We start from the raw sequence: 25,283 nt of genomic DNA, 5'->3' as shown, positions 1-25,283 counted from the left end.
CGGGCATCACAGGCGTTCGTTGTGCAGCAGGGCCTTGCCCATCTCGTTGGGGATGAAGGCCAGCACCTTGCCGGCCGCCGAGATGATGACGCCCGTGCCGATCACGCTGCAGGTCAGCACCGTGCCCACGGCGTAAGCCGAGGCGGAGGCGCCTCGCCCCACCACTTCCACGCTGGCCTGGGCGCCGTCGGAGGCACGCTCCAGCAGGTAGACCGTGCCCGTGGCCGAGGCCTGCACTGCCTTCACTGTCAGCACCGCGCCGCCCACCGACAAAGCGGCAGGCACGGCCACCACGGCGCCAGCGGCCGCCGAAGCCACCGAAGCCGTGCCCACCACGGAGGCCACGGGCAGCATGGACAGCGCCACCGAGGCCTCGCTTTGCGCATGGGCAGGCGCCATGGCCAGGGCTGCGCACAGCGCACCAGCGGCCAGCAGGGCACGCGGCAGGCGCGTGAAAACGGATTGGTTGACCATCATTGCTTGGACTCCTGGAAATGCGGGGAAGGGGTGGGCATCACTCGGCGTCGGCCGGTTGCGCGGCCTCGCGGCGGCCATGCATGCGGGCCTGCGCCAGGTCGGCCTCGTGGCGGTCACGCAGCATCTTGGCCAGCGTGAAGGCGGTGGTGATGAGATAGAGCCAGCTCACGCCCAGGAAGGCCTTGTAGGTCACGTTGATGTCCATGCTCACCAGCCCCCAGCCGGTCAGCGCCATGGACACGGCAAAGCCGCCCCAGACCACCAGCTTCCACATGGGCGTGTCGCCTGCGCCGCTGCGGCCGCCCTCGTTGTCCCGCACGAACTTGGCCAGCACGAAGGCGGCCGAGAGGCAGAACACATAGCCCATCACCATGAAGGCCTGCTCCAGCTGCTCGCCGGGCAGCCATGCCAGGCCGATGGCGCACAGCGAGACCGCAATGCCGAACGACACCCACACCTGCAGTTGCCAGGCCCGGGTATCACGCTGAACGACGATGGGAGAAGAGGACATTTGCCGAGGTGCCCCTCAAGGGCATTGGTTGAACACGGGACGCATGGTGCCCAGACGTAACTTGCGTGTCTGCATTCAACCGTAACAGTGGCCAGACACAGGCCATCGAGTATCTTCAAACGGTACTTTTCAAGTTTTTGACTGTTGTTTACACCCCAAAAAGTTCCTGCATGTGACACCAGCACACAGGACATCGGGCACGGCACCTGGGCGACAGGAACCCTGCGGCGCGCCACAGACAATGCGCCCACCCCGGCTGCAGTGCAGCGGGCAATCGCACGTTCGCCACGCTGATTGATGGAGATCTCCCATGACCAAACCCTTTGACCTCGTCGTCCACGGCGCCACCGGCTTCACGGGCCGGCTGGTGGTGGAGTACCTGCTCAGGCGCTACCCCGCAGGCAGCGGCCTGCGCTGGGCCATGGGCGGGCGCAATGCCGCCAAGCTCGCGGCCGTGCGCGACGAGCTGGGCGCGCCCGCCGATACCCCGCTGGTGGTGACCGACACCGGCAATCCCGCAAGCCTGCAGGCGCTGATGGAGCAGGCCCGCCTGGTGCTGACCACGGTGGGCCCCTACCAGCTCTACGGCAACGAACTAGTGGCCGCCTGCGCCCGCGCCGGCGTGGACTATGTGGACCTGTGCGGCGAGCCAGCGTGGATGCGCCAGATGATCGATGCCCACGAGGCCGCAGCCCGGGCCAGCGGCGCGCGCATCGTGTTCTCCTGCGGCTTCGATTCCATTCCCTTCGACCTGGGCGTGTTCATGCTGCAGCGAGAGATGCAGGCCCGCTTCGGCCAGCCCGCCCAGCGCGTGCGGGGCCGGGTACGCAAGATGAAGGGCACCTTCTCGGGCGGCACGGCGGCCAGCCTCAAGGCCACCATGGCGGCGGCCGCCGCCCAGCCGGGCGTGCTGGATCTGCTGCGCAATCCGTTCTCGCTCACGCCGGGTTTCGAGGGCCCGCGCCAGCCCTCGGGCAGCAAGCCCATGGTGGACCAGGTGCTGGGCCTGTGGGTGGCGCCCTTCGTGATGGCGGCCATCAACACGCGCAACGTGCACCGCTCCAACTTTCTGCTGGGCCATGCCTATGGCGCCGACTTTGTCTACGACGAGATGATGGTCACAGGCGCGGGCGAAAAGGGCGAGGCCCTGGCCAACGCCGTGGCGGCCGACAAGTCGCTGGGCGCGGACGACGGCCCCAAGCCTGGCGAGGGGCCATCGCGCGAAGAGCGCGAATCGGGCTTCTACGACGTGCTGTTCATCGGCACCGATACGGCCGGCCACAGCCTGCGCGTGGGCGTCAAGGGCGACCGCGATCCGGGCTACGGCTCCACGTCCAAGATGATCACCGAGGCCGCCGTCTGCCTGCTGCAGGACGCCCCGGACACGCCCGGCGGCATCTGGACCACGGCGCCTGCCATGGGCAACGCGCTCATCGCCAGGCTCAAGGCCAATGCCGGCCTGAGCTTCACGGTGGAGGAACAGAACCCCTCTTAAGCCGCCAGCAGCCGCTGCACGCGCTCGCGCAGCAGCGCGGGCTGCACCTCGGAATGGGCCATGGGCTGGCCCACGTTCAGGCCCACGCGGTTGAACAGGCCACGGCGGAAGGGCCGCACCATGGCGCCGCCCTGCTCGATGCGGCTGAAGTACGAGCCCCAGAGATTGGTCAGCGCCATGGGGACCACGGGCACCTGCAGGCCATCGGCCTGGGCGCGCTCGACGATCTTCATGATGCCGCCACGGAACTCCTGCAGCTGCCCGTCGCGCGTGATGCCGCCCTCGGGGAAGATGGCCAGCAGGTCGCCCTCGCGCAGCACCTGGGCGGCGCGCTCGAACGCAGCCTCGTAGGTGGCGGGATCTTCCTTCTGGGGCGCGACGGGGATGGCCTTGGCCAGGCGGAACAGCCAGCCCAGCAGGGGCACGCGGAAGATGCGGTGGTCCATCAGGAAGTAGATGGGCCGGGGGCTGGCAGCCATGAGCAGCACGGCATCGACAAAGCTCACATGGTTGCAGGCCAGGATGGCCGCGCCGGTGGCCGGGATGTGCTCGTCGCCCTGCACCTTGAAGCGGTACACGAAGCGCGAGACCACCCAGGCCACGAAGCGCAGCAGGTACTCGGGCACCAGCAAGAAGATGTAGGCAGCCACCACGGCATTGGCAATGCCCGTGATCAGGAAAACCTGGGGAATGCTGAAACCTGCGGCCAGCAGCGCGCCGGCCAGCACGCTGGAGGCGATCATGAACAGCGCGTTGAGGATGTTGTTGGCTGCGATGATCCGCGCGCGGTGCGTGGGCTGGCTGCGCATCTGGATCAGCGCGTACATGGGCACGCTGTAGATGCCGGCCGACAGGGCCAGCATGCCCAGGTCGGCCATCACGCGCCAGTGCGCGGGCTGGGCAAAGAAGGCACCCACGCCCATCAGCTCGGAGGCCGGCAGTGCGCGCGAGGCAAAGAACAGGTCCACGGCGAACACGCTCATGCCGATGGCGCCCAGCGGCACCAGGCCGATCTCCACATGGCGGCGGCTGAACACCTCGCACAGCAGCGAGCCCGTGCCGATGCCCACGGAAAACACCACCAGCAGCAGCGAGGCCACATGCTCGTCGCCATGGAGCACCTCCTTGGCAAAGCTGGGGAACTGGGCCAGGAACACGGCGCCGAAGAACCACATCCAGCTGATGCCCAGCAGCGAGCGGAACACGGCGGGCTGCTCTCGGGCCAGCTGCAGGTTGCGCCAGGTCTCGGTGAAGGGGTTCCAGTTGATGACCAGGTGCGGATCGGTGGCCGGCGCATTGGGGATGAACTGCGCAAAGATCCGCCCGATCACCGCCAGCGCCAGGCAAGCCACGGCCACCTGCAGATGGCCGACCTCGGGCACGGCCACCAGCAGGCCGCCGGCCACGTTGCCCAGCAAGATGGCCACGAAGGTGCCCATCTCCACCATGCCGTTGCCGCCCGTCAGCTCGCGCTCGCTGAGCACCTGGGGCAGGTAGGCGAACTTCACGGGGCCGAACAGCGTGGAGTGCAGGCCCATCAGGAAGACGCAGCCCAGCAGCAAGGGCACATTGGCCTGGATGAAGCCCCAGGCGGCCAGCGCCATGATGGCGATCTCCAGGTTCTTGACCAGGCGGAACATGCGCGTCTTGTCCCACTTGTCCGTCAGCTGGCCCGAGGTGGCCGAGAACAGCAGGAACGGCAGGATGAACAGCGCCCCGATCACCAGCCCCGCCATGGCCGAAGGCAGCCAGGAGACGCTGAGCTGGTAGGTCACCATCACGGTGAGCGCGAACTTGAACAGGTTGTCGTTGGCCGCCCCGGAAAACTGCGTCCAGAAGAACGGCGCAAAGCGCCGCTGGCCCAGCAGGGCGAACTGGTTGGGGTGCTCGTGCGCGGCCGATGGCACGGCGCCGGCCGTTGCGGTGGGGGCAGACGGGCTGCCGGTCTCTTGCTGGAACATCTTGTCTTCCCTCAACGGTTGGTGGCGCCGCCGTGGCCGCACGCATCGGCGCACATTGTGCCCGTACTGGCCATGCGCGCCGTGCCGGCCGCACGCAGCGCGGTGATCACGGGCAGGGCGGCGGCCGCCGCCACCACATGCTTGAGGCTGTGGCCGGACACCAGCCCGCCGGTGGCCTCGAAGACGGCCGCATCGCCCCACTCCAGCAGCTTGGCCGCGCCATACCAGGCGATCACCATGCCCAGGCGCAGCGCCAGCGCGCCATGGCGCGGCGCCACGCAGGCCAGGCCCAGCACCGCCAGCATGCCGCCGCCCTGCACCAGCGCCCAGGGCAGCAGGTTGCCGCCATGCAGCCAGACCAGCACCGAGGCCACGGCGGCGACCAGCATGGCCACCGCGGCGCGCACGGCCACGCGGTCGGCAATGCGCGATTGCAGCGCCAGTCCCAGCATGCCGGCAAAGGCCATGGACATGCCCAGCCGGTCGCCGGCCAGGGTGGCATCGTGGGGGGCCCAGTGGTAGACGGACGAACCTATGGCCGAACACGCCAGCCCCGTGAAGAACAGCGCGGCCAGCCAGCGCAGGGCCGGCGCCAGCGCCTGGCTACGCCGGTCCAGCAGCAGGCGCGCCCCCGTCACGGCAGCCCAGGCAAAGCCCAGGTTGCTGAGCACATCCAGCGCATGGGGCAGCGGCCCCCAGGCGCGCTGGTCGGCAAACGCGTGAAAGTCCTGGGGCTGCGGCACTGCAGGGCCAATCAAGGCGGCCAGCAGCAGCAAGGCGGCGCCCCAGTACAGCGCGCGCAGGGCGGCGGCCGGTGAAATCAATGTGGATGGCATGTGTTGCTCCTCGTGGAAAGTGGCGCGGAGTGTGGCGAGCCATCGGCCCTTCCAGCATCGTTTTTCTGCACCCGCCGCGCAAACCAGCACCTCGGGTATCGATAATCGCTACCCATGAGCACCACTGCCGACCTCGTCATCGCCCTCAAGAAGGAACTCAAGGCCGCCCAGATGACCTATGCCGACCTGGCGCGCGCCCTGGGCATGGCCGAGTCCAGCGTCAAGCGCATGCTGGCCAAGGGAGACATGCCGCTGTCGCGCATCGATGCCATCTGCCGCGCGCTGAGCCTGGACTTCGCCGACCTGGCACGCCGCGTGGCCGACAGCCAGCCGCTGCTGCAGGAGATGACGCCGGAGCAGGAGAACGCCGTGGTCGCCGACCGCAAGCTGCTGCTGATGGCCATCTGCGTGCTCAGCCAGTGGACGCTGGAGCAGATCGTGGCCACCTACCGCATGACCGAGGCCGAAGGCATCCGCTACCTGGCCCAGCTGGACCGCATCGGCATCATCGAGCTGCGCCCCGGCAACCGCTACCGGCTGCGCCTGGCCAAGACCTTCCGCTGGCGCGCGCGCGGGCCGGTGATGGAGTACTTCCGCGAGAACGCCGTGCTCGACTATTTCGGCGGCGGCTTCGACCAGCCGGGCGAAGGCATGCTGATGGTGCACGGCTCCATCGGCCGGCATCTGGCGCCCAGCTTCGTGGAACGCATACAGCGGCTGGCCCATGATTTTTCCCAGCAGCACCTGCAGGACCAGCGCCTGCCGCCGGGCCAGCGCGAGGGCTACACCCTGGTGCTGGCCATGCGCAGCTGGGAATTCACGGCGTTCACGGCCCTGAGAAGAGGCACTGTCTGACGGCGGCTGCAGGACGGCAGCCTGCGCTGCAGCGCCTGGCAACAAGGCTTCACCAAGGCGATACACAAGATTGCAAGACTTCGCGTCGCGGCAACCCGGGCTTGACGCAGCACTCGCACCATGCAGTCATGGATTCCCGTCACAGGGACTCCAGCCCGATGAACCAAGGACAAGGAGCCGCCATGATTTCCCTTCGCACACCGCTGATCGCCGCGACCGTGGCCCTGGCCGGATGGGCCGGGACCGCGCAGGCCCAGGCCAACGTGACCTACGCGGCGCCGGGTGCCGCCATCTCTGTGCAGTTCGGCGCGCCGCCCCCCATGCGCTACGAGGCCGTTCCGGCACCGCGCCGCGGCTATGTGTGGGCGCCGGGCTACTGGCGCCCGCAGGGCCACCGCCATGCCTGGGTGGCCGGCCACTGGGTCAAGGCGCGCCCCGGCTATGTGTACCGCCAGCCCGTGTGGTCGCAGCACGGTGGCCGCTGGGGCTACGCACCCGGCCGCTGGGACCGTGACCGCGACGGCGTGCCGGACCGCCATGACCGCCGCCCCAACAACCCCTACCGCCATTGAGGGGCGCTTGCGCCCGGCATGAAGCCCGCCCCATCGGCGGGCTTTTTGCTGAGCGCTGCGGCCATGCCCACACTGGCTTCATACCAACATATGCATATAAAAGTGGCTCATTAAGTTCTCAGGAAAATATGGGAATTGATTCACCGGATTTCCCTGCACACCATGCGCCCCTCGCTTTTCCGCTCCTGGATTCCCGCCGCCGCCGCGGCCCTGGCCGTCTTCGGCTCCACCGCAGCGGTGGCAGCCGATTCGGCGGCTTCGTGGCCGCACCAGCCCGTGACCATGATCCTGGGCTTCCCGGCAGGCTCGGGCGTGGACGTGATCGCGCGCGGCGTGCAGGAGCCGCTGTCCCAGCGCCTGGGCCAGCCCCTGATCATTGACTACAAGTCGGGTGCGGCCGGCAACATCGCCAGCGAGATCGTGGCGCGCGCCAAGCCGGACGGCTACACGCTGGCCTTCGGCACGGCGGCTACGCACGGCAGCAATGCGGCGCTTTACAAGAAGCTGCCGTTTGACGTGGAAACCGACTTCGTGCCGGTGGCGCCGCTGATCGATGTGTCCAACGTGCTGACCATCAATCCCAACGTGATCAACGTCAGGAGCCTCAAGGAGTTCGTGGACGAGATCAAGGCCAACCCCGGCAAGTACAACTACGCCTCCACGGGCAACGGCGCGGGCACGCACATGGCCTTTGCCGAGTTCAATGCGCGCCTGGGCCTGAACATGGTCCACGTGCCCTACAAGGGCGGCCCCGAGGCCATCACCTCGGTGCTGCGCGGCGAGACCTGCTGCATCATGAACCAGGTCCAGACCGTGCTGCCGCACTACAAGAGCGGCAAGGTGCGCCTGCTGGGCGTGACCACGGCCAAGCCCGTGGAAGTGATCAAGGAAGTGCCCACCATCGCCTCCAGCGGCCTGACGGGCACCAAGGGCTTCGACAGCTCGATCTGGTTCGGCATCTTCGCGCCCAAGGGCACGGACCCGGCCATCGTGGCCAAGCTCGGCCAGGCCGTGCGCGAGGTGCTGGAGCTGCCCGAGGTGCGTGCGCGCTTCGAGTCCCAGGGCAACGCCATCCGCATAGAGACGCCCGAGCAGTTCAAGAAAACCGTGCACAACGACCGCCTGAAGTGGGCACAGGTGGTCAAAGACGCGAAAATCAGCATCGATTGATGCCGCGCGCGCCCGCAGGCCCTGCCCCGCTGGCGCGCCTTTCCTCGTGAGTTCCTGGTGAGTCTATGTCCCTGACCGAACCGGCAGCCGCGGCCCCTGCGGGCCTGGCTGCCCTTGAAGAACGCCTACGCGACGACCTCGTCGCCCTGGGCTGGCCTGCCAAGGCCTGGATTCCTCCCTCCACCCGCGACGGCCAGCCCGTGCACGATGTCCTGGTCATCGGCGCCGGCCAGGCCGGCCTGGCCCTGTCGGCCGCGCTGTCCCAGCTGGGCATCGCGGCCGTTTTGCTGGACAAGGCCCCGCTGGACTTCGAAGGCCCCTGGGCCACGACGGCGCGCATGGAAACCCTGCGCTCGCCCAAGGAGCTGACCGGCCCCGCGCTGGGCCTGCCCTCGCTGACCTTCCGCGCCTGGTTCATCGCCCAATGGGGCCGCGAAGCCTGGGCCGCGCTGGACAAGATCCCGCGCCTGCAGTGGATGGACTACCTGCGCTGGTACCGCCGCGTGATGCGCTGCGACGTGCGCAACGGCCACCAGGTCACGGCCATCCGCCCGCAGGCCGACGGCACGGTCAAGGTCGATGTGACGGCCGATGGCGCCTCGCGCACCTGGCTGGCACGCCGCGTGGTGCTGGCCACGGGCCGCGACGGCCTGGGCGGCCCGCAGATCCCCGCCTTCATGCAGGGCGTGGACCGCAGCCGCTGGGCGCATTCCTCCGACGTGCTCGACTACCGCCGCCTGGCCGGCCTGCACGTGGGCGTGGTGGGCGCGGGCTCGTCGGCCATGGACAGCGCGGCCACCGCGCTGGAGAACGGCGCCGCCAGCGTGGACCTGCTGGTGCGCCGCAGCGACCTGCCGCGCATCAACAAATCCAAGGGCTCGGGCACGCCCGGCCTCACGCACGGCCAGTTCCTGCTGCCCGACGCCTGGAAATGGCGCATACGCCACTACATCAACGTGCAGCAGGTGCCACCGCCGCACGGCAGCACGCTGCGCGTCTCGCGCCACGCCAACGCCCACTTCAACCTGGACTGCGCCGTGCAGAAGGTGGAGCAGGCAGGCGACAAGCTGCGCGTGAGCACGCCGCGCGGCGTGTTTACGCTGGACTTCCTGATCGTCTCCACCGGCTTTGCCATCGACTGGCGCCAGCGCCCCGAGTTCGCCGACCTGGCGCCCCATGTGCGCATCTGGAGCGACCGCTTCGTGCCCGAGGCGGGTGCCGAGGACCAGGAACTGTCGGACTCGCCCGACCTGGGCCCGCTGTTCGAGTTCCAGGAAAAGACGCCCGGCGCCCTGCCCGGCCTGGACCATGTGCACTGCTTTTGCTATCCGGCCGCGCTGTCGCACGGCACGGTGTCGGGCGATATCCCCGCCATCAGCGACGGCGCGCGCAAGCTGGCCCAGGGCCTGGCCTCGCTGTTCTACCGCGAGGACCTGGAACACCACTACGCCCAGCTGCAGTCCTATTCCGAGCCCGAGCTCGACGGCGGCGAATGGACGCCCGCCGACCCCGAAGCCCGCGTGCGGGCCCTGGCAGACAAGACCTGAGATACCCATGACCACCGCCAACGACACCATCGACCGCCTGGCCGGCCTGACCGACCAGTCCCCCGTTTTCGCCACGCGCCGCCAGCGCGACAAGGTGGCCATTGCCACCCAGGCCTGCGAGGACCTGCTGCTGGGCGACGGCCTGGCCGACAGCCTGTCGCGCGCCGAGCGTCTGGTGCTGGCCAGCGAGCAATGCCGCGTCAGCGGCGTCCAGGCCCTGGCCGATGAATACCGCCAGCGTGCCGAGTCCCTGGGCGACGCCCTGACGCCCGCGCTGCGCACCGTGCTGGCCCAGCCCGGCGCCCAGACCGGCAACGCCCGCCTGGATGCGGCCCTGCACTTTGTGCGCACCCTGGCCCTGCACCCGGCCGAGAGCGACCGCGCGGCCCTGCTGGCCATGCCCGAGTCCGGCCTGTCCATCGACGACACCGTGCTGGTGGCCCAGCTGGTGGGTTTCATCGCCTACCAGTTGCGCCTGTTCGCGGGCGTGCAGGCCATGGTCGCGCTGGGCGGCCAGGCCAGCACGCCGGCTGCCGAAGCCGCCGCCGCCCCCTTCGTGCACCCCGCCAACCTGCCGCCACCGGGCGAGCCGCTGCGCCGCAACGGCTACACCAGCGAGACGCTGGACTGGACGTCCTGGCTGCCCGTGCTCGACCCCGCCACGGCCACGGCCGAGCAGCAGGCCGTGCTGGACCTGAGCCACCCCAAGGCGCGCACGTCGGACTTCTACCTGCTGCTGGCCCGCCAGCCGCGCGTGCTGTCGGAGCGCTCGCAGGCCTTTAACGCCATCATGTACGCGCCCGGCGGCCTGTCGCGCGCCGAGCGCGAGGTGGCGGCCACGGCCGTGTCGCGCTCCAACGGCTGCGTGTACTGCGCATCGGTCCACGCCCAGCGCTTCGAGCAACTGGCCAAGCGCAACGATGTCATGGCACAGATGTTCGACGACCCCGACACGGCCGGCACCAATGCGCGCGAACGCGCCATCATCCAGTCCTCGCTGGCCCTGACGCGCGCGCCCGGCAGCTTTGGCGCCGCCCAGCTGCAGCCGCTGCGCGATGCCGGCCTCACGGACCAGGAAATCCTGGACATGCTGCACTCGGCCGCGCTGTTCGGCTGGGCGAACCGGTTGATGCTCAATCTCGGGAAGGAAAAGTACATCACCCCCTGAGGCGCTTACGCGCCTTCCCCCCGTGGCACGGCGCCTCTCTACCCGCTTCGCGGGGAGGGGGACGACACCCTCGGTGCGGGGCGGCGCGGCCGGCGTAGGCCCTTCCTCGGTGTCCCTGACTTGGGCCGCGCCGGTTTCATGCGCTGTGCCTTGAGACGCCGCGCTTCACCTCAGTACACATCCCTGCGGTAACGGCCTTCGACGATCAGGTCTTCGACGGCGGTAGCGCCCAGGATGTCGGCCAGTGCGGCATCGACGCCTGCGGCCATGCCGTCGGCGCTGCCGCAGACGTAGAGCACGGCGCCGTCGGCGATCCAGTCGCGCAGGGGGTCGGCGGCTTCGCGCAGGGCGTCCTGCACGTAGCGGCGCCGGGCCTGGTCGCGGGAGTAGATGAAGTCGGCACGCTCCAGCTTGCCGGCAGCCAGCCAGTTGGAGACCTCGGCCTCGCAGTACCCGTCATGGGCCCGCTGGCGTTCGCCGAACAGCAGCCAGTTGCGGTGGCGGCCTGCGTGCATGCGCGCCAGCAGGTGGCCGCGCAGGCCGGCATAGCCGGAGCCGTTGCCGATGAAGATGGCCGGAGCGTCGGGCTCGGCACCTGCCTCTTCGCGCGGCTCGAAGGCACGGTTTTCCACCAGTCTCATGGCCACGGAGGTGCCCCGGGCCGCATGCGCCGTCAGCCAGCCCGACGCCACGCCCAGGCCGCCGTCATGGCGGGCCTGGCGCACCAGCAGCCGCACATGGCCGTCCTGCGGCAGCGAGGCGACCGAGTAGCTGCGCGGCAGCAGGGGCCGCAGCGCATCGGCCACGGCCTGGGGCGCGGTGCCGGGGGCGATGTCGCCCGGGGCCGGCAGCACGCTGGCGGCCAGCGCCTCGGCCAGCGTGCAGGTCTGCTGGCGCCATTGCACGGGGGCCGAACCATCACATTCCTGGGCGGCCAGCCAGGTCTGCACGGTGGCTGCGCCATGGCGTGGCAGCACCTCGGCCAGCGCACCAGCCCGCCACAGCGGGGCCACGCCTTCGGGCGGTGCCAAGTCCAGCACATAAAGCCCTGCGCCCTGGCTGCCCGCGTTGCACAGGCTGCGCGCCTGCAGCGGCCATGCGGCAAAGGCCGTGGCATCGGCAAGCGGTTCCGCCGAAGACGCAGGCAGGGCATCGCACACGGGCAGCACGGCGCCGAAATGCCCTGCCAGCGCCTGCTGCCAGGCATGCCAGGCCTGGGTGTCCTCGCCATCCATCTCGATCAGCGGAAACACGGGCTGTGCGCCCAGGCGGCGCAGTTGGTGGTCCAGTGCATGGCCAAAGCCGCAGAAGGCCGCGTACTGCCGATCGCCCAACGCCAGCAGGCCGTATTGCAGGTGCGGCAGGGCCGAGCCCGAGGCCGCGCCCAGCAGGCGGGCAAAGCGGCGCGCGGCATCCGGCGGGTCGCCTTCGCCAAAGGTGCTGGCCACGAAGAGCACGCGCCGGTGGTGGCGCAGTTGCTCGGCATCCAGCGCCGCCACGGATTGCAGGCTGGCCGCCATGCCTGCGCCGCGCAACGCGGCCACGGTGGCCACGGCCAGGCGCTCGGCGCGGCCGGCCTGGCTGGCGAAGGCGACCAGCACGGTGTCCTGGCCTGCAGGCGCGGACGGTGGCGGGTCCGCCATCAGCGCCTGGCGCTCCTTGGCCAGGGCGCGCGCCTTGCGCCGGCGGTCCAGGTAGAGCATCCAGCCCGTGATGGCGAACAGGGGCATGATCAGCGAGGCCAGCGTCATGAAGATGCGCCCCGGCATGCCGAAATAGGTGCCCATGTGCAGCGGGTAGATGGCACCCACGGCGCGGCGGCCCGTGGGCAGGTCGGCATAGCGCTCGTCGCGCTGCACCGTGCCATCGGGCAGCAACGCCATCTGGTTGCGCGCGCGCTCATGGGCGGCATCGGCATCCAGCCAGCTGATCTGCAGGGGCTGGCCCGCGCGCTCGGGCAGGCGCAGCTGGGCGAACTGCCAGCCATGGGCGATGCGCTCGAAGGCGGCCCAGCCAGGCGCGATGTCGATGGGCTGCTGCGCGCCAGCCGGCTTAGGCCGGCCGCCACCGGGTTTCGAGGACGGCGCCGCGGGAGCGGCCACGCGCGGCGGCACGCCGGCCCAGCCGTCCACCGTGCTGCGCACCACGCCAAAGGCCCAGTACATGCCGGTGCAGGTGAACACCACATAGGCCACCAGGGCCCAGGTGCCCGCCACCGAGTGCAGGCCCCAGAGGAAGGAGCGGCCCTTGAGCGCCGGGTCGAAGGTCAGCCAGGTGCGCCATGACAGCGGCCGGCGCGGCCAGCGCAGGTACAGGCCCGACAGCGACAGCATCAGCAGCAGGCCGGCCAGCGTGCCCGTGATCGGCTTGCCGTCATCGCGCGGCAGCAGCAGCCAGCGGTGCAGGCGCTCCACCCATTCGAAGAACTCCGTGCCGTGTTGCTCGGGCAGCTGCGCGCCCGTGTAGGGATCGACAAAGACCGTCTGGCCCCGGCGCTGGCCGGCCGGTGGCTTGAAGGCCACCTGGGCCGAGCGGCCGGGCTCGGCAAAGACGGTGATGCGCTGGACCACGCGCTGCTCGCCGGCCTCGCGCAGCGCCTGCGCAATCTGCGGCGGCGCCAGCGGCGCGGCATCGCGCGCGGGCACGGAGGCAGTGCCGGGATTCATCCATCCCAGGATTTCCTCATGGAACGAGAACACCGCGCCCGACAGCCCGATGACGATGAGCACCGTGCCGGCCGTAATGCCGACGAACCAGTGCAACTGGAACCAGATTTTCTTGAAAGTCATGGGGAGCAGGCGGCGGCGTTCAGCGGTCCATCACGGTGCGCAACGGAACATCAGGACAGAACGGTGCATGGAAGGCAGGCGTGCAGGAATGAAGGGGCCAGGCGCCTGTGCGTCGGCCGGGACCCAGGGATGCAAGGCACCCATCAGCGCGAAATTCTAAATTGTTCTCATTTACGGCGTGTTGCACGCGCGATAGGCCCGCAAGGCGGCCTGGGGTTTCGTGCAGGCTGGAGCCGCCGGGATACAGCGCCTCTACCCAATGGAAATCGCCTGCCGAAACAGGTTCGGCAGGCGATGGTTCAGCGCCTCTTCAACCGTGTGTCAACCGCGTCTGCGGCGCAGATTCCACAGGCCTGCGGTCAGCATCAGCAGCATGGCCATGGCGAGCATGCGCGGTTCGAGCGCAGGGATCGGCCGGGCACCCGGCGCCGCACCCACACGCGCCGGACCGCTGGGATCCACGATCACGCCATTGGCTGCGCGATCGTCATCACCCTGGCCGCCATCGGTGACCACCACCGAGGTCGTATTGCCCGACACCACCGCACCCGCAGGCTGATCCCAGGAGTCCGCCGCCCCTGCGGACGCTGGACCGAACTTCCAGTACGCCATGCCGGTCACCGGACCCGGCCAGCTGACGCTGACCGTGATTGAGCTGCTGGGCGTACAGCCACGGGCCACGAAGTGCACATTGCCGTACGGGAAGCTCAACTGGCCAGGCGCACCCGCCGCAGCCGCGACGAAGGACGACTGCGACACATCGAACCCGCAGCCCGCGCCACCACCGCTCAAGGTCGCCGTGGCGTTGCCTGCCCCGGTGGCTGTCGGACCCGTGAAGGTCGTTCCGAGCACGTTGAGCGAAGTCGTTGTGGCAGGTCCGGTATTGCCATTGCCGGGGTTGGTCTGGGTCGCGCTGATCGTGTGCAGACCCGGCGTCGGCAAGCCGCCGCCTGGCGTGCAGCTCCACGTCTGATCGGCCGCGACGATTGCCGTACACAGCGTCGTCGAGCCATCCTTCACCGTGATCGTGTAGCCCGGCGTGCCGGTGCCGGATATCTGCGGATAGCCTCCCACCGTGGTCGGCGAAACCGTCAGCGTTGGAGCCACCGGCACCTGCGTGCTGGGAGTGACCGGCGTTGCTGGTGTCGATGCACAGTTCACAGTGCAACCTGCCGTCGGATTGACCGGGTTGATGCCACCCGACGGATCGTAGGAAGCCGTGTTCGTGCTCGAGCCCACCGCCGTCGGCACAGCCGGCAGATTGAAGCTGGTGGTGCCACCGGCCGCCACCGGCGTGGTGAAGCTCACCGTGCAAGACAGGATCGCAGTGCCATTGCCCGCAAACGGAAAGGTGTTGGGGGTACAGGTCGCACTGGCCACATTGGCACCAGTCGGCACGCCCGTGATGCTGATGCCTGCGGGCACCAGATCCTTGATGGTCACGCTGTTGGCGGGACCGAAGGCACTGGCAGCGTTGGACACGGAGAACGCGTAGTTGAAGGGCGTGCCCACAGCCAGGCTGCCCGGGTTGGCCTTGGTGACCGTCAACGCAGGCGTACCCGGCGTGACTGGAGTCACCGGTGTGGAAGCGCAGTCTGTCGTGCAACCCGCCGTCGGATTGACCGGGCTGATTCCACCCGACGGATCGTAGGAAGCCGTGTTGGTGCTCGAACCCACCGCCGTCGGCACAGCCGGCAGATTGAAGCTGGTGCTGCTGCCAGCCGCCACCGGTGTGGTGAAGCTCACCGTGCACGTCAGCACGGAACTGCCGTTACCCGCAAACGGGAAGGTGTTTGGCGTGCAGGTCGCACTAGCCACGTTTGCACCGGTCGGCACGCCCGTGATGCTGATGCCTGCAGGCACCAGGTCCTTGATGGTCACGCTGGTGGCGGGACCGAAGGCTCCAGCCGCATTCGCTACCGTGAAGGCGTAGTTGAACGCAGTCCCCACAGCCAGGCTGCCGGGGTTGGCCTTGGTGACCGTCAGCGCAGGCGTGCCTGGCGTCACCGGAGTCACCGGTGTGGAAGCGCAGTCTGTCGTGCAACCCGCCGTCGGATTGACCGGGTTGATGCCACCCGACGGATCGTAGGAAGCCGTGTTCGTGCTCGAGCCCACCGCCGTCGGCACAGCCGGCAGATTGAAGCTGGTGCTGCCACCCGCTGCCACTGCCGCAGTGAAGTTCACCGTGCAAGACAGGATCGCCGTGCCATTGCCCACGAAGGGGAAGGTGTTGGGCGTGCAGGTCGCGCTGGCCACATTGGCACCAGTCGGCACACCCGTGATGCTGATGCCTGCCGGCACCAGGTCCTTGATGGTCACGCTGGTGGCGGGACCAAACGCTCCAGCCGCATTCGCTACCGTGAAGGCGTAGTTGAACGCAGTCCCCACAGCCAGGCTACCCGGGTTGGCCTTGGTGACCGTCAACGCAGGCGTGCCTGGCGTGACCGGAGTCACCGGCGTGGAAGCGCAGTCTGTCGTGCAACCGGCCGTCGGATTGACCGGGCTGATTCCGCCCGACGGATCGTAGGAGGCCGTGTTCGTGCTCGAACCCACCGCTGTCGGAACAGCCGGCAGATTGAAGCTGGTGGTGCTGCCAGCCGCCACCGGTGTGGTGAAGCTCACCGTGCACGTCAGCACGGAGCTGCCGTTACCCGCAAACGGCAAGGTGTTGGGCGTGCAGGTCGCGCTGGCCACGTTTGCACCAGTCGGCACGCCCGTGATGCTGATGCCTGCCGGCACCAGATCCTTGATGGTCACGCTGGTGGCGGGGCCGAAGGCACTGGCAGCGTTGGACACGGAGAACGCGTAGTTGAACGCAATCCCCACAGCCAGGCTACCCGGGTTGGCCTTGGTGACCGTCAACGCAGGCGTACCAGGAGTCACTGGCGTGGAAGGCGTCGATGCGCAGTCTGTCGTGCACCCTGCCGTCGGATTGACCGGGCTGATTCCACCCGACGGATCGTAGGAGGCCGTGTTGGTGCTCGAACCCACCGCCGTCGGAACAGCCGGCAGGTTGAAGCTGGTGTTCCCACCCGCCGCCACTGCCGCAGTGAAGTTCACCGTGCAAGTCAGCACGGAGCTGCCATTACCCGCAAACGGGAAGGTGTTGGGCGTGCAGGTCGCACTGGCCACGTTCGCACCGCTCGGCACGCCCGTGATGCTGATGCCTGCCGGCACCAGGTCCTTGATGGTCACGCTGGTGGCGGGACCAAAGGCACTGGCCGCATTCGCTACCGTGAAGGCGTAGTTGAACGCAGTCCCCACATCCAAGCTACCGGGGTTGGCCTTGGTGACCGTCAGCGCAGGCGTACCAGGGGTCACCGGCGTGGAAGGCGTCGATGCGCAATCCTTCGTGCAACCGGCCGTCGGATTGACCGGGCTGATGCCACCCGACGGATCGTAGGAGGCCGTGTTGGTGCTCGAACCTACTGCCGTCGGCACAGCCGGCAGATTGAAGCTGCTGTTGCTGCCAGCCGCCACCGGCGTGGTGAAGCTCACCGTGCAAGACAGGATCGCCGTGCCATTGCCCACGAAGGGGAAGGTGTTGGGCGTGCAGGTTGCGCTGGCCACGTTTGCGCCGGTCGGCACACCCGTGATGCTGATGCCTGCCGGCACCAGGTCCTTGATGGTCACGCTGGTGGCGGGACCGAAGGCACTGGCAGCGTTGGACACGGAGAACGCGTAGTTGAAAGGCGTGCCCACGGCCAGGCTACCGGGGTTGGCCTTGGTAACCGTCAGCGCAGGCGTACCAGGGGTTACCGGCGTGGAAGGCGTCGATGCGCAATCCGTCGTGCAACCGGCCGTCGGATTGACGGGGCTGATGCCACCCGACGGATCGTAGGAGGCCGTGTTGGTGCTCGAACCCACAGCCGTCGGCACAGCTGGCAGGTTGAAGCTGCTGTTGCTGCCAGCTGCCACCGGTGTGGCGAAGCTCACCGTACACGTCAGCACGGAGCTGCCGTTACCCGCAAACGGGAAGGTGTTGGGCGTGCAGGTCGCACTGGACACGTTCGCACCGGTCGGCACGCCCGTGATGCTGATGCCTGCAGGCACCAGGTCCTTGATGGTCACGCTGGTGGCAGGACCAAACGCTCCAGCGGCGTTGGACACGGAGAACGCGTAGTTGAACGCAGTCCCCACAGCCAGGCTGCCGGGGTTGGCCTTCGTGACCGTCAACGCAGGCGTGCCTGGCGTGACGGGCGTGGAAGGCGTCGATGCGCAATCCGTCGTGCAACCAGCCGTCGGATTGACAGGGCTGATGCCGCCCGACGGATCGTAGGAGGCCGTGTTCGTGCTCGAACCCACAGCCGTCGGCACAGCCGGCAGGTTGAAGCTGGTGCTGGCACCGGCTGCGACCGAGGTCGTGAAGTTCACCGTACACGTCAGGACGGCGCTGCCATTGCCCGCAAAAGGGAAGGTGTTGGGCGCGCAGGTCGCACTGGCCACGTTCGCGCCGGTTGGCACGCCCGTGATGCTGATACCCGCAGGCACCAGGTCCTTGATGGTCACGCTGGTGGCGGGACCAAACGCTCCAGCCGCATTCGCTACCGTGAAGGCGTAGTTGAACGCAGTCCCCACAGCCAGGCTGCCGGGATTGGCCTTGGTGACCGTCAGCGCAGGCGTACCAGGCGTGACCGGTGTGGTGGGAGTCGAAGCACAGTCCGTCGTGCAACCAGCCGTCGGATTGACAGGGCTGATGCCGCCCGACGGATCGTAGGAGGCCGTGTTCGTGCTCGAGCCCACCGCCGTCGGCACTGCCGGCAGGTTGAAGCTGGTGTTCCCACCGGCCGCCACTGCCGCAGTGAAGTTAACCGTGCACGTCAGCACGGAGCTGCCGTTACCCGCAAACGGGAAGGTGTTGGGCGCGCAGGTCGCACTGGCCACGTTCGCGCCGGTTGGCACGCCCGTGATGCTGATACCCGCAGGCACCAGGTCCTTGATGGTCACGCTGGTGGCGGGACCAAACGCTCCAGCCGCATTCGCTACCGTGAAGGCGTAGTTGAACGCAGTCCCCACAGCCAGGCTGCCGGGATTGGCCTTGGTGACCGTCAACGCAGGCGTGCCTGGCGTCACCGGAGTCACCGGTGTGGAAGCGCAGTCTGTCGTGCACCCTGCCGTCGGATTGACGGGGCTGATGCCACCCGACGGATCGTAGGAAGCCGTGTTCGTGCTCGAGCCCACCGCCGTCGGCACAGCCGGCAGATTGAAGCTGGTGTTGCCACCGGCCGCCACTGCCGCCGTGAAGTTCACCGTGCACGTCAGCACGGCGCTGCCATTACCCGCAAACGGGAAGGCGTTGGGTGTGCAGGTTGCACTGGCCACGTTCGCACCGCTCGGCACGCCCGTGATGCTGATGCCTGCCGGCACCAGGTCCTTGATGGTCACGCTGGTGGCGGGACCGAAGGCACTGGCGGCATTCGCTACCGTGAAGGCGTAGTTGAACGCCGTGCCCACGGCCAGACTGCCAGGGTTGGCCTTGGTGACCGTCAGCGCTGGCGTGCCAGGCGTGACTGGAGTCACCGGTGTGGAAGCGCAGTCTGTCGTGCAACCCGCCGTCGGATTGACCGGGCTGATGCCGCCCGATGGATCGTAGGAGGCCGTGTTCGTGCTCGACCCCACCGCCGTTGGAACAGCCGGCAGATTGAAGCTGGTGTTGCCACCGGCCGCCACTGCCGCAGTGAAGTTCACCGTGCAAGTCAGCACAGTGCTGCCATTGCCCGCAAACGGGAAGGTGTTGGGCGTGCAAGTCGCACTGGCCACGTTTGCGCCGGTCGGCACGCCCGTGATGCTGATGCCAGCAGGCACTAGGTCCTTGATGGTCACGCTGGTGGCGGGACCGAACGCTCCAGCCGTATTCGCTACCGTGAAGGCGTAGTTGAACGCAGTCCCCACAGCCAGGCTGCCGGGGTTGGCCTTGCTGACCGTCAGCGTGGGCGAACCAGGGTTGACTGGGGTGGCGGGCGTCGACGCGCAGTCCGTCGTGCAACCTGCCGTCGGATTGACCGGACTGGTACCACCGGACGGATCATAGGAAGCCGTGTTCGTGCTCGAGCCCACAGCCGTCGGCACAGCCGGCAGGTTGAAGCTGGTGTTGCCACCGGCTGCGACCGAGGTCGTGAAGTTCACCGTGCACGTCAGGACAGTGCTGCCATTGCCCGTAAACGGGAAGGTGTTGGGCTTGGGCGAGCAGTCCACACTGGCCACGTTCGCACCTGTCGGCGCACCCGTGATGCGGATACCTGCAGGCACCAGATCCTTGATGGTCACGCTGCTGGCAGAACCGAAGGCACTCGCTGCATTCGCTACCGTAAAGGTGTAGTTGAAGGGCGTACCCACAGCCAAGCTGCCAGGGTTGGCCTTGGTGACACTGAGGTTCACCACGCTTACAAAATGAATTTGTGCGGCGCTTGGCGAATACGCGTTTGCTCCCACGGTGAACGTGCCACCCAGGGTTCCGGCAGGAATGCTGGTGGCAATGCTGTAGGTCCCACTCGCTGTGCTGGTGGCAGTGATCGAGCAGATGCCCAGAGTTGTGCCGCTTGTTCCAGTGGTGCAAGTGGCTGACGCGCCGTCCGCGCCACCGTTCAGCTTCACGCCGGGGGTACCGGCAAAGGTGACGACCTCGCCGCCCTTGGGGTTGCCACCGGCATCGCGCACATACGCTTCCACCACATCGGTTGCCGTGCCATTTGCCGCCGCGTTGTCGCTCACGACACGCAGGCCCGAATTGCTTGCCGAGGCATTGCCGGCGACAAAGGCCATCGATTGCGGGCTGTTGCCGATGGCAACCGCCCCCACCGTGGCGGCAGCCGAGTAAGTCGATGCGGTCACGCTGGTGAACGACACCGAGCAGGTCGCCGCCGCACCCGCAGTCGTGCAACTGGCGGTGGCAGGTGCCGCTCCGGCAGGCGTCACGCTGAAGTTCACGGCAACGCCGGTGACCGGATTGCCGAACGCATCCTTGGTGACCACGGAAACGACGTCCTGGCCGCCGCCAGCTGCCTGGTTGTTCGCATCGACCGACATGGTCGAATTGGCGGGATCGACGGCACCTGCCGTAAAGACATAGGCAGCCGTAGCGCCGTACGTATTGCCGCCGGCGCTGATGCCGCTGCCGCTCAATGCGCCGCTCGCGATGCTTGCGCCGGAAGTGTAGGAACCCGCGACGGTTGTCCTGGCGGTGACCTGGCAGGTACCGGCCGCATTGGTGGTGCAGGTACCGCTGAAGGTGATGTTTGCGGTGGGAGAGAACGTGACAACGCTTCCGGCCACCGGATTGCCGTTGACATCTCCCACAAACGCTTCAAGCACATCCGTCGCCGAGCCATTGGCCGTGGCCGGACTGCTGACGGTACGCACCCCCGACCTGGCGGGGTCGGCGGCATTGGCCGTGAAGTTGATCACGGCCGGACTGCCATTGGCCACGCTCTGGGTGGTGGTGCCGTTGTTGTCCGTGGCTGTGAAGCTCGCCGCACCCGCGACGGTGGATGTCACCGTGATGGAGCAGCGCGCTGGATTCGCATTGGCCGCAATCGTGCAGGAAGTTGCCGACGGCGTGCCGGCGCCGGTATGGACAAAGCCGATGGTGTGGGCGACCGTATCGACGGTTGCATTGCCATTGGCGTCCTGCAGTGCGACGGTCACCGTGCCGGTGCTCGTACCGTCGGCCATCACCGAGAGCGGCGTGGCACTGAGCAGATTGCCGCTGGCTGTATTGCTGGGCGGCCCGGCAATGAAGTTGACCGATACCGGACTGCCATTGCTCACGGCCGTTCCGTTGTCCGTTGCCGTGAAACTTGCGGTGCCGACCGTGGCCGATTTCACCGTCACGGAGCAGGTGGCCGGATTGGCATTGGCCGCGATCGTGCACGTGGGTGCGGCCGGCGTGGTCGTGCCCACGCCCGTTTTGGTGAAGACAATCGTGTGCGCCACCGTATCCGTGGCGGGATTGCCATTGGCATCGCGCAGGGTCACGCTGATCGAACTCGTGGCCGTGTTGTCTGCGACAACGCTGAGCGGACTGGCACTGATCAGGTTTCCATTCGCGCCATTGCTGGGCGAGCCGGCCGTGTAGTTCACCGCAGCCGTAGCCGTGGCGGCCGAGCCATTGATGGTGAAACCAAAGGTGCCGCTGCCGACTGCGGTAGGTGCCGTGACGGTGGCCGTGTACACCCCTGCGCTGCACGCCCCCGCGCCGACCGCGGGCGAGCCCTGTGTTCCACCGTTCAGCGTGAAGGCCACCGTGTTGGCACAGGTCGCAATCGAATTGCCTGACGCATCCTTGAGCTGCGCCGTCAATGTGCTGGTTGCAGTGCCATTGGCAATGATCGAGGTCGGACTCGCAACGATGGTCGAGGCACTGGTACTTGGCGGACCCGCCGTGTAGCTCACTGAAGCCGTAGCAACTGCGGCAGAGCCGTTGATGGTGAATCCGAAGATCCCGCTGCCGACCGCCGTGGGCGATGTGACGGTGCCCGTATAGATGCCGGCGGTACACGAGGCCGCGCCCACATTGGGCGTTCCCTGCGTTCCGCCGTTCAGGGTGAACGCCACCGTGTTCGTGCACGTGTTGATCGGATTGCTGCTGGCATCGACCAGTTGCACGCGCAGCACGCTGGTGGAGCTGCCGTTGGCCACGATCGATGCCGGAGTGGCGACTATCGTCGATGCACTCGTGCTCGGCGTTGCGGCCGCATAAGAGACCGTTGCGGTGGCAACAGCCGCAGCCCCGTTGATGGTGAACCCGAAGGTGCCGCTGCCGACCAGCACCGGCGATGTCACCGTCCCCGTGTACATGCCGGCACTGCAGCCCGTGACGCTGACGGCAGGAACGCCTTGCGTCCCCGCATTGAGGGTGAAGGCCACCGTATCGGTACAGGTGGTGACAAGGTTGCCTAACGCATCCTTCAACTGCACGGCCAAGGTGCTGGTGGAGACGCCATTGGCCGCAATCGATGGCGGACTCGCGGCGATTTCAGAACCGGTCGTGCTGGCCGGCAGCCCGGTGAAGCTGTAAGCAACCGGCGAAGGCTGATAGGTCACTGCGCCAGATACCGGACTTCCACCCAATGGAAGATTGGAGAACGTGGCACCAGCGACTGACGACGACAAGGTCACGGGTGTCGTGAATGTTCCGGCGACACTGCTGCTGGCATTGATGGGAGAAGCGCACTTTCCGCTGGAGTTGGTCGTGCAGCTGACTGCGGCGGAGCCGCCATTGAAGGTGACACCTGCAGGCGGCGCTGCGAAGGTAACGGTGTCACTGCCCCCCGTCCAGGCATTGCCTTGGCCGTCAACAATGTAGACCTCCAGCAAGTCGCTGCTGCCGACAGGTTGATTGTTGGTCGTCGCCAGAACGCCGGATTTCAGGGCACAGGGAAAACCGGTGACGCTTGCAGCCGTTGAAAGCTGCGAGGTCTGGGCCCCACCGGAATTGCTGTCCGTCACTGTGACCCGCACCTGGCCGCTGAGATACGAAGGAACGGTCAGCGTTCCCGAGGCTCCGGCCATGGTCCCTGAGCCCAGATAGACCTGTGCGTCGTTGGCGCCCGCGCCGGTCGGCGACCAAAAGGCTTCCACCGTATACGGTGCCGGCTCGCTCGCATTGGCATTTGCCGCGATATTGAATGTCCAGGTGCAGGCGGCGGTGTCACTGGCGCCAACGCCAAGGGTCGGGGTCCATCCGGTTTGTCCATTGGCCGTCGTCTGCAAGCTGATACCTGAGTTTGCAGCCACAGGCACGGAAAACAGCGTGTTCTGAGAAATCTTGAAGAAATCATGCGTAGTGATACGAATGGCACTTCTCGACTGGCTTGTCATCTTGTTGTTGCCAATCAACCCTGGTGCCGTACCCGTCCCACTAATATTCAACCCGTCCCCGCCGCCAGTGAAATTGTTATCGGTCACCGTCACTACCTGCGTCGTGCCTGAGGCTGCCGTATTCACCGTTGGTGCCGACACATGCATTGGCGATGAAGCGGTATAGGCGGCGATAGGCAGCGAGAAGGTATTACCCGTCACGGCAAGACCAATTCCATTGCCCAGGTTGATCGTTCCATCAACCGACACCACGGCCCTGGGCGCATTTCCACCAGTCGGGCTCAGTGCGATATTCGAATCTTTGATCGTCAATCCGTTGACGGTCATGTTCGACATGACCTGGAAGAACTGCTCGAGCTGCATTCCCCCGATAGGGTTGGGCAGATTCGTTACCGTGAAATTATCGACAACAATGTTGGAAACTGTGCCTGCACCGTTGCTTGCGGCAACGGAAATAGCCGAGCCCTTGTTATTGCCGTAATTTCCATTCCATATCGCGGAATTGATCGTGCTATTGGTAAAGAATACGTTTTGTGCGCCTTGATGAATCTCCGCGTACAGCTCGCAGTTGAACGGCGTCCCCTCTCCCGCAGGGGTTGGCGCCACATTCACCAAGCCGACGCGATCAATGGTGATATTGTTCGCCGGGGAGCCAACGACGAATACCGCTTCGCCACAGGTCATGTTGGGCGAATTGGTGAGCGTGATGTTCTTCCCACCAAGATAAAAAGTTTCCCAGGGGGAGTCCGCCCAGTTCTGGACTTGTATGACTCCCCCGAAATCGATGGTCAACGAGCCCGTGCCGGCTGGCACGGTGCCTTTGAGCCAGTACCAGGCACCACCGGCACCAGTGGTGGTGCCCGTATCGCCGCCGCTGATCATCTGGCTTTGACCACAGGCATTGGTGGCCCCCGTCACGGCGCCGGACTGGACTCCGCTGGAGAATGTATTGGCACAGCGCACGTAAACCGTCTGATTGTCGACATACGGATGGAGGTTTCCCGCCGCATCCTTGGATGTCCCGCTCTGTATGGTTCGTACCGACGTGGTCAGTGTCGGCGCAAAGACGATGGAAACATCGGCACTCGGATCCAGCGTTTGCAGCGTGTAGTTGGCTGCCTGAATGGCCGCTCGCAGCGTACATGCGCCAGCAAAGGTGCCCCCCAGCGTGCTGACACAGGTGGTTGGTGTCGTTGCATTGGCATTGGGAGCGTCGCTGTTGTCGGTGACCGTGAAGACGATGGTCGCCGCCAGTGCCGTGGATGAGATACCCGCGCATGAAAGCAGCAGCAAAGAGAAAAGGCACTTCGCTGCACGCCACTTGCGAAAAAATGCCGAACCAGGCAGGCGATTGAGAGCATGCATGATATTCCCCGTTTTCTCAAGGAGATATGACAGGAAAATGATTTTCCCAATGGCAATGGCCATCAGTTGTACCCAGCGCATTTGCATCGCCGTACCTCGAATAGTTCTATTTGAATCACGAGCCCACAACTCACCTTGCAGCCGGTGAGTTTGGAAGCAAAATTTTTCGCGCAGATCCTGCGCGTCAATCAAAAAAAGGCGGATTTCCATCAACGCTTGCGCGCTGCTCCACTGCCCATTGAGCGGACACACCTTCAGTCGGGTTTGCGACGCAAAACATTCCTCCCTCGACAAACCATATTCACCGTGCTTGTATTTTTTCAGTGATGGACCAGTTTCCATGGACCCGCACCTGTGCAACGGTAAGTCGCCTATCAGACATATATACAACCCATGGTTAACCCATGCAGGTCCAATCGACCAGAACAAGCACTGACAAACCACTGCACATATCGATAGGCTAAATCATGTTTTTTTCTATTTCAATAGTTTTTTTACATGAAACCGGAGACTCGTACCAGCGCTACGAGGGAGGCGCTTGAGCGATCTAGGGAATACCCTGAATCAGCCACACCACATACAGGTAACTGGTGGTATCCCCAATACGACTGGAGCTGGCTGCGCAAGCCCCATAGAATCGCCCCTGCAGGAGAGCAGGCGGGCGCCACGGTGCCGAGCCTCACCGAAGGCGCAAACTCCCATACACGCTCAGGTTCCG

At 66.6% G+C, this 25,283-nt stretch carries 12 protein-coding genes; 6 read left to right on the top strand and 6 right to left on the bottom strand.

Annotation, left to right across the window (positions count from 1 at the left end; genetic code table 11):
• Positions 1-6: 6 nt before the first annotated feature.
• Entirely contained in the window at positions 7-477 is a 471-nt protein-coding gene (locus G4D77_RS18935; protein ID WP_016450357.1) for a hypothetical protein, read from the bottom strand.
• A 37-nt stretch (positions 478-514) separates the two neighbouring features.
• Positions 515-988 carry a YiaA/YiaB family inner membrane protein gene (locus G4D77_RS18930; protein ID WP_012202471.1) on the bottom strand — a complete coding sequence of 158 codons (474 nt, stop codon included), beginning with the start codon at positions 986-988 and terminating at the stop codon, positions 515-517.
• A gap of 310 nt (positions 989-1,298) precedes the next feature.
• On the opposite strand from G4D77_RS18930, the gene G4D77_RS18925 reads away from it, so the two are divergent.
• The gene (locus G4D77_RS18925; protein ID WP_154833281.1) at positions 1,299-2,483 is read left to right on the top strand and encodes a saccharopine dehydrogenase family protein; all 1,185 of its coding nucleotides are present in this window, start codon (positions 1,299-1,301) and stop codon (positions 2,481-2,483) included.
• Here G4D77_RS18925 and G4D77_RS18920 read toward each other — a convergent pair.
• Together G4D77_RS18920 and G4D77_RS18915 are read right to left on the bottom strand one after the other, a co-directional pair.
• A complete protein-coding gene (locus G4D77_RS18920; protein WP_016454495.1) occupies positions 2,480-4,444 on the bottom strand; it encodes an MFS transporter in 1,965 nt (654 codons plus the stop codon). The genes G4D77_RS18925 and G4D77_RS18920 overlap by 4 nt on opposite strands.
• Positions 4,445-4,455: 11 nt before the next feature.
• A complete protein-coding gene (locus tag G4D77_RS18915) occupies positions 4,456-5,280 on the bottom strand; it encodes a hypothetical protein (protein ID WP_026062680.1) in 825 nt (274 codons plus the stop codon).
• Positions 5,281-5,394: 114 nt separating this feature from the next.
• Between G4D77_RS18915 and G4D77_RS18910 the strand changes: the two genes are divergently transcribed.
• The 5 genes from G4D77_RS18910 (at position 5,395) to G4D77_RS18890 (ending at position 10,592) form a co-directional block, all read left to right on the top strand.
• Positions 5,395-6,135: a helix-turn-helix domain-containing protein gene (locus G4D77_RS18910; protein ID WP_012202467.1), complete on the top strand. Its 741-nt coding sequence runs from the start codon at positions 5,395-5,397 to the stop codon at positions 6,133-6,135.
• 182 nt (positions 6,136-6,317) lie between these two features.
• A complete protein-coding gene (locus G4D77_RS18905; protein WP_016450353.1) occupies positions 6,318-6,707 on the top strand; it encodes a YXWGXW repeat-containing protein in 390 nt (129 codons plus the stop codon).
• A 162-nt stretch (positions 6,708-6,869) separates the two neighbouring features.
• Positions 6,870-7,877, top strand: a complete 1,008-nt coding sequence (locus G4D77_RS18900; RefSeq protein WP_154833280.1) for a Bug family tripartite tricarboxylate transporter substrate binding protein — start codon at positions 6,870-6,872, stop codon at positions 7,875-7,877.
• A 65-nt stretch (positions 7,878-7,942) separates the two neighbouring features.
• Positions 7,943-9,424 (top strand): SidA/IucD/PvdA family monooxygenase, encoded by a 1,482-nt coding sequence (locus tag G4D77_RS18895; RefSeq protein WP_154833278.1) that lies wholly within the window; start codon positions 7,943-7,945, stop codon positions 9,422-9,424.
• A 7-nt stretch (positions 9,425-9,431) separates the two neighbouring features.
• The gene (locus tag G4D77_RS18890) at positions 9,432-10,592 is read left to right on the top strand and encodes a CMD domain-containing protein (RefSeq protein ID WP_016454492.1); all 1,161 of its coding nucleotides are present in this window, start codon (positions 9,432-9,434) and stop codon (positions 10,590-10,592) included.
• Positions 10,593-10,762: 170 nt separating this feature from the next.
• Here the strand turns inward: G4D77_RS18890 and G4D77_RS18885 are convergent, their stop codons facing one another.
• Positions 10,763-13,381, bottom strand: coding sequence for a PepSY domain-containing protein (locus tag G4D77_RS18885; protein WP_154833276.1), 2,619 nt, complete (start codon positions 13,379-13,381; stop codon positions 10,763-10,765).
• A gap of 321 nt (positions 13,382-13,702) precedes the next feature.
• A complete protein-coding gene (locus tag G4D77_RS18880) occupies positions 13,703-24,907 on the bottom strand; it encodes an invasin domain 3-containing protein (protein ID WP_250134229.1) in 11,205 nt (3,734 codons plus the stop codon).
• Positions 24,908-25,283 lie beyond the last annotated feature (376 nt).

Origin of the sequence: Delftia sp. WY8 (assembly GCF_018437695.1) — a bacterium.
Lineage (GTDB): Bacteria > Pseudomonadota > Gammaproteobacteria > Burkholderiales > Burkholderiaceae_C > Comamonas > Comamonas tsuruhatensis.
Note: the sequence above shows the minus strand (reverse complement) of the source record. Positions and strands in the feature narration are given on the sequence as shown.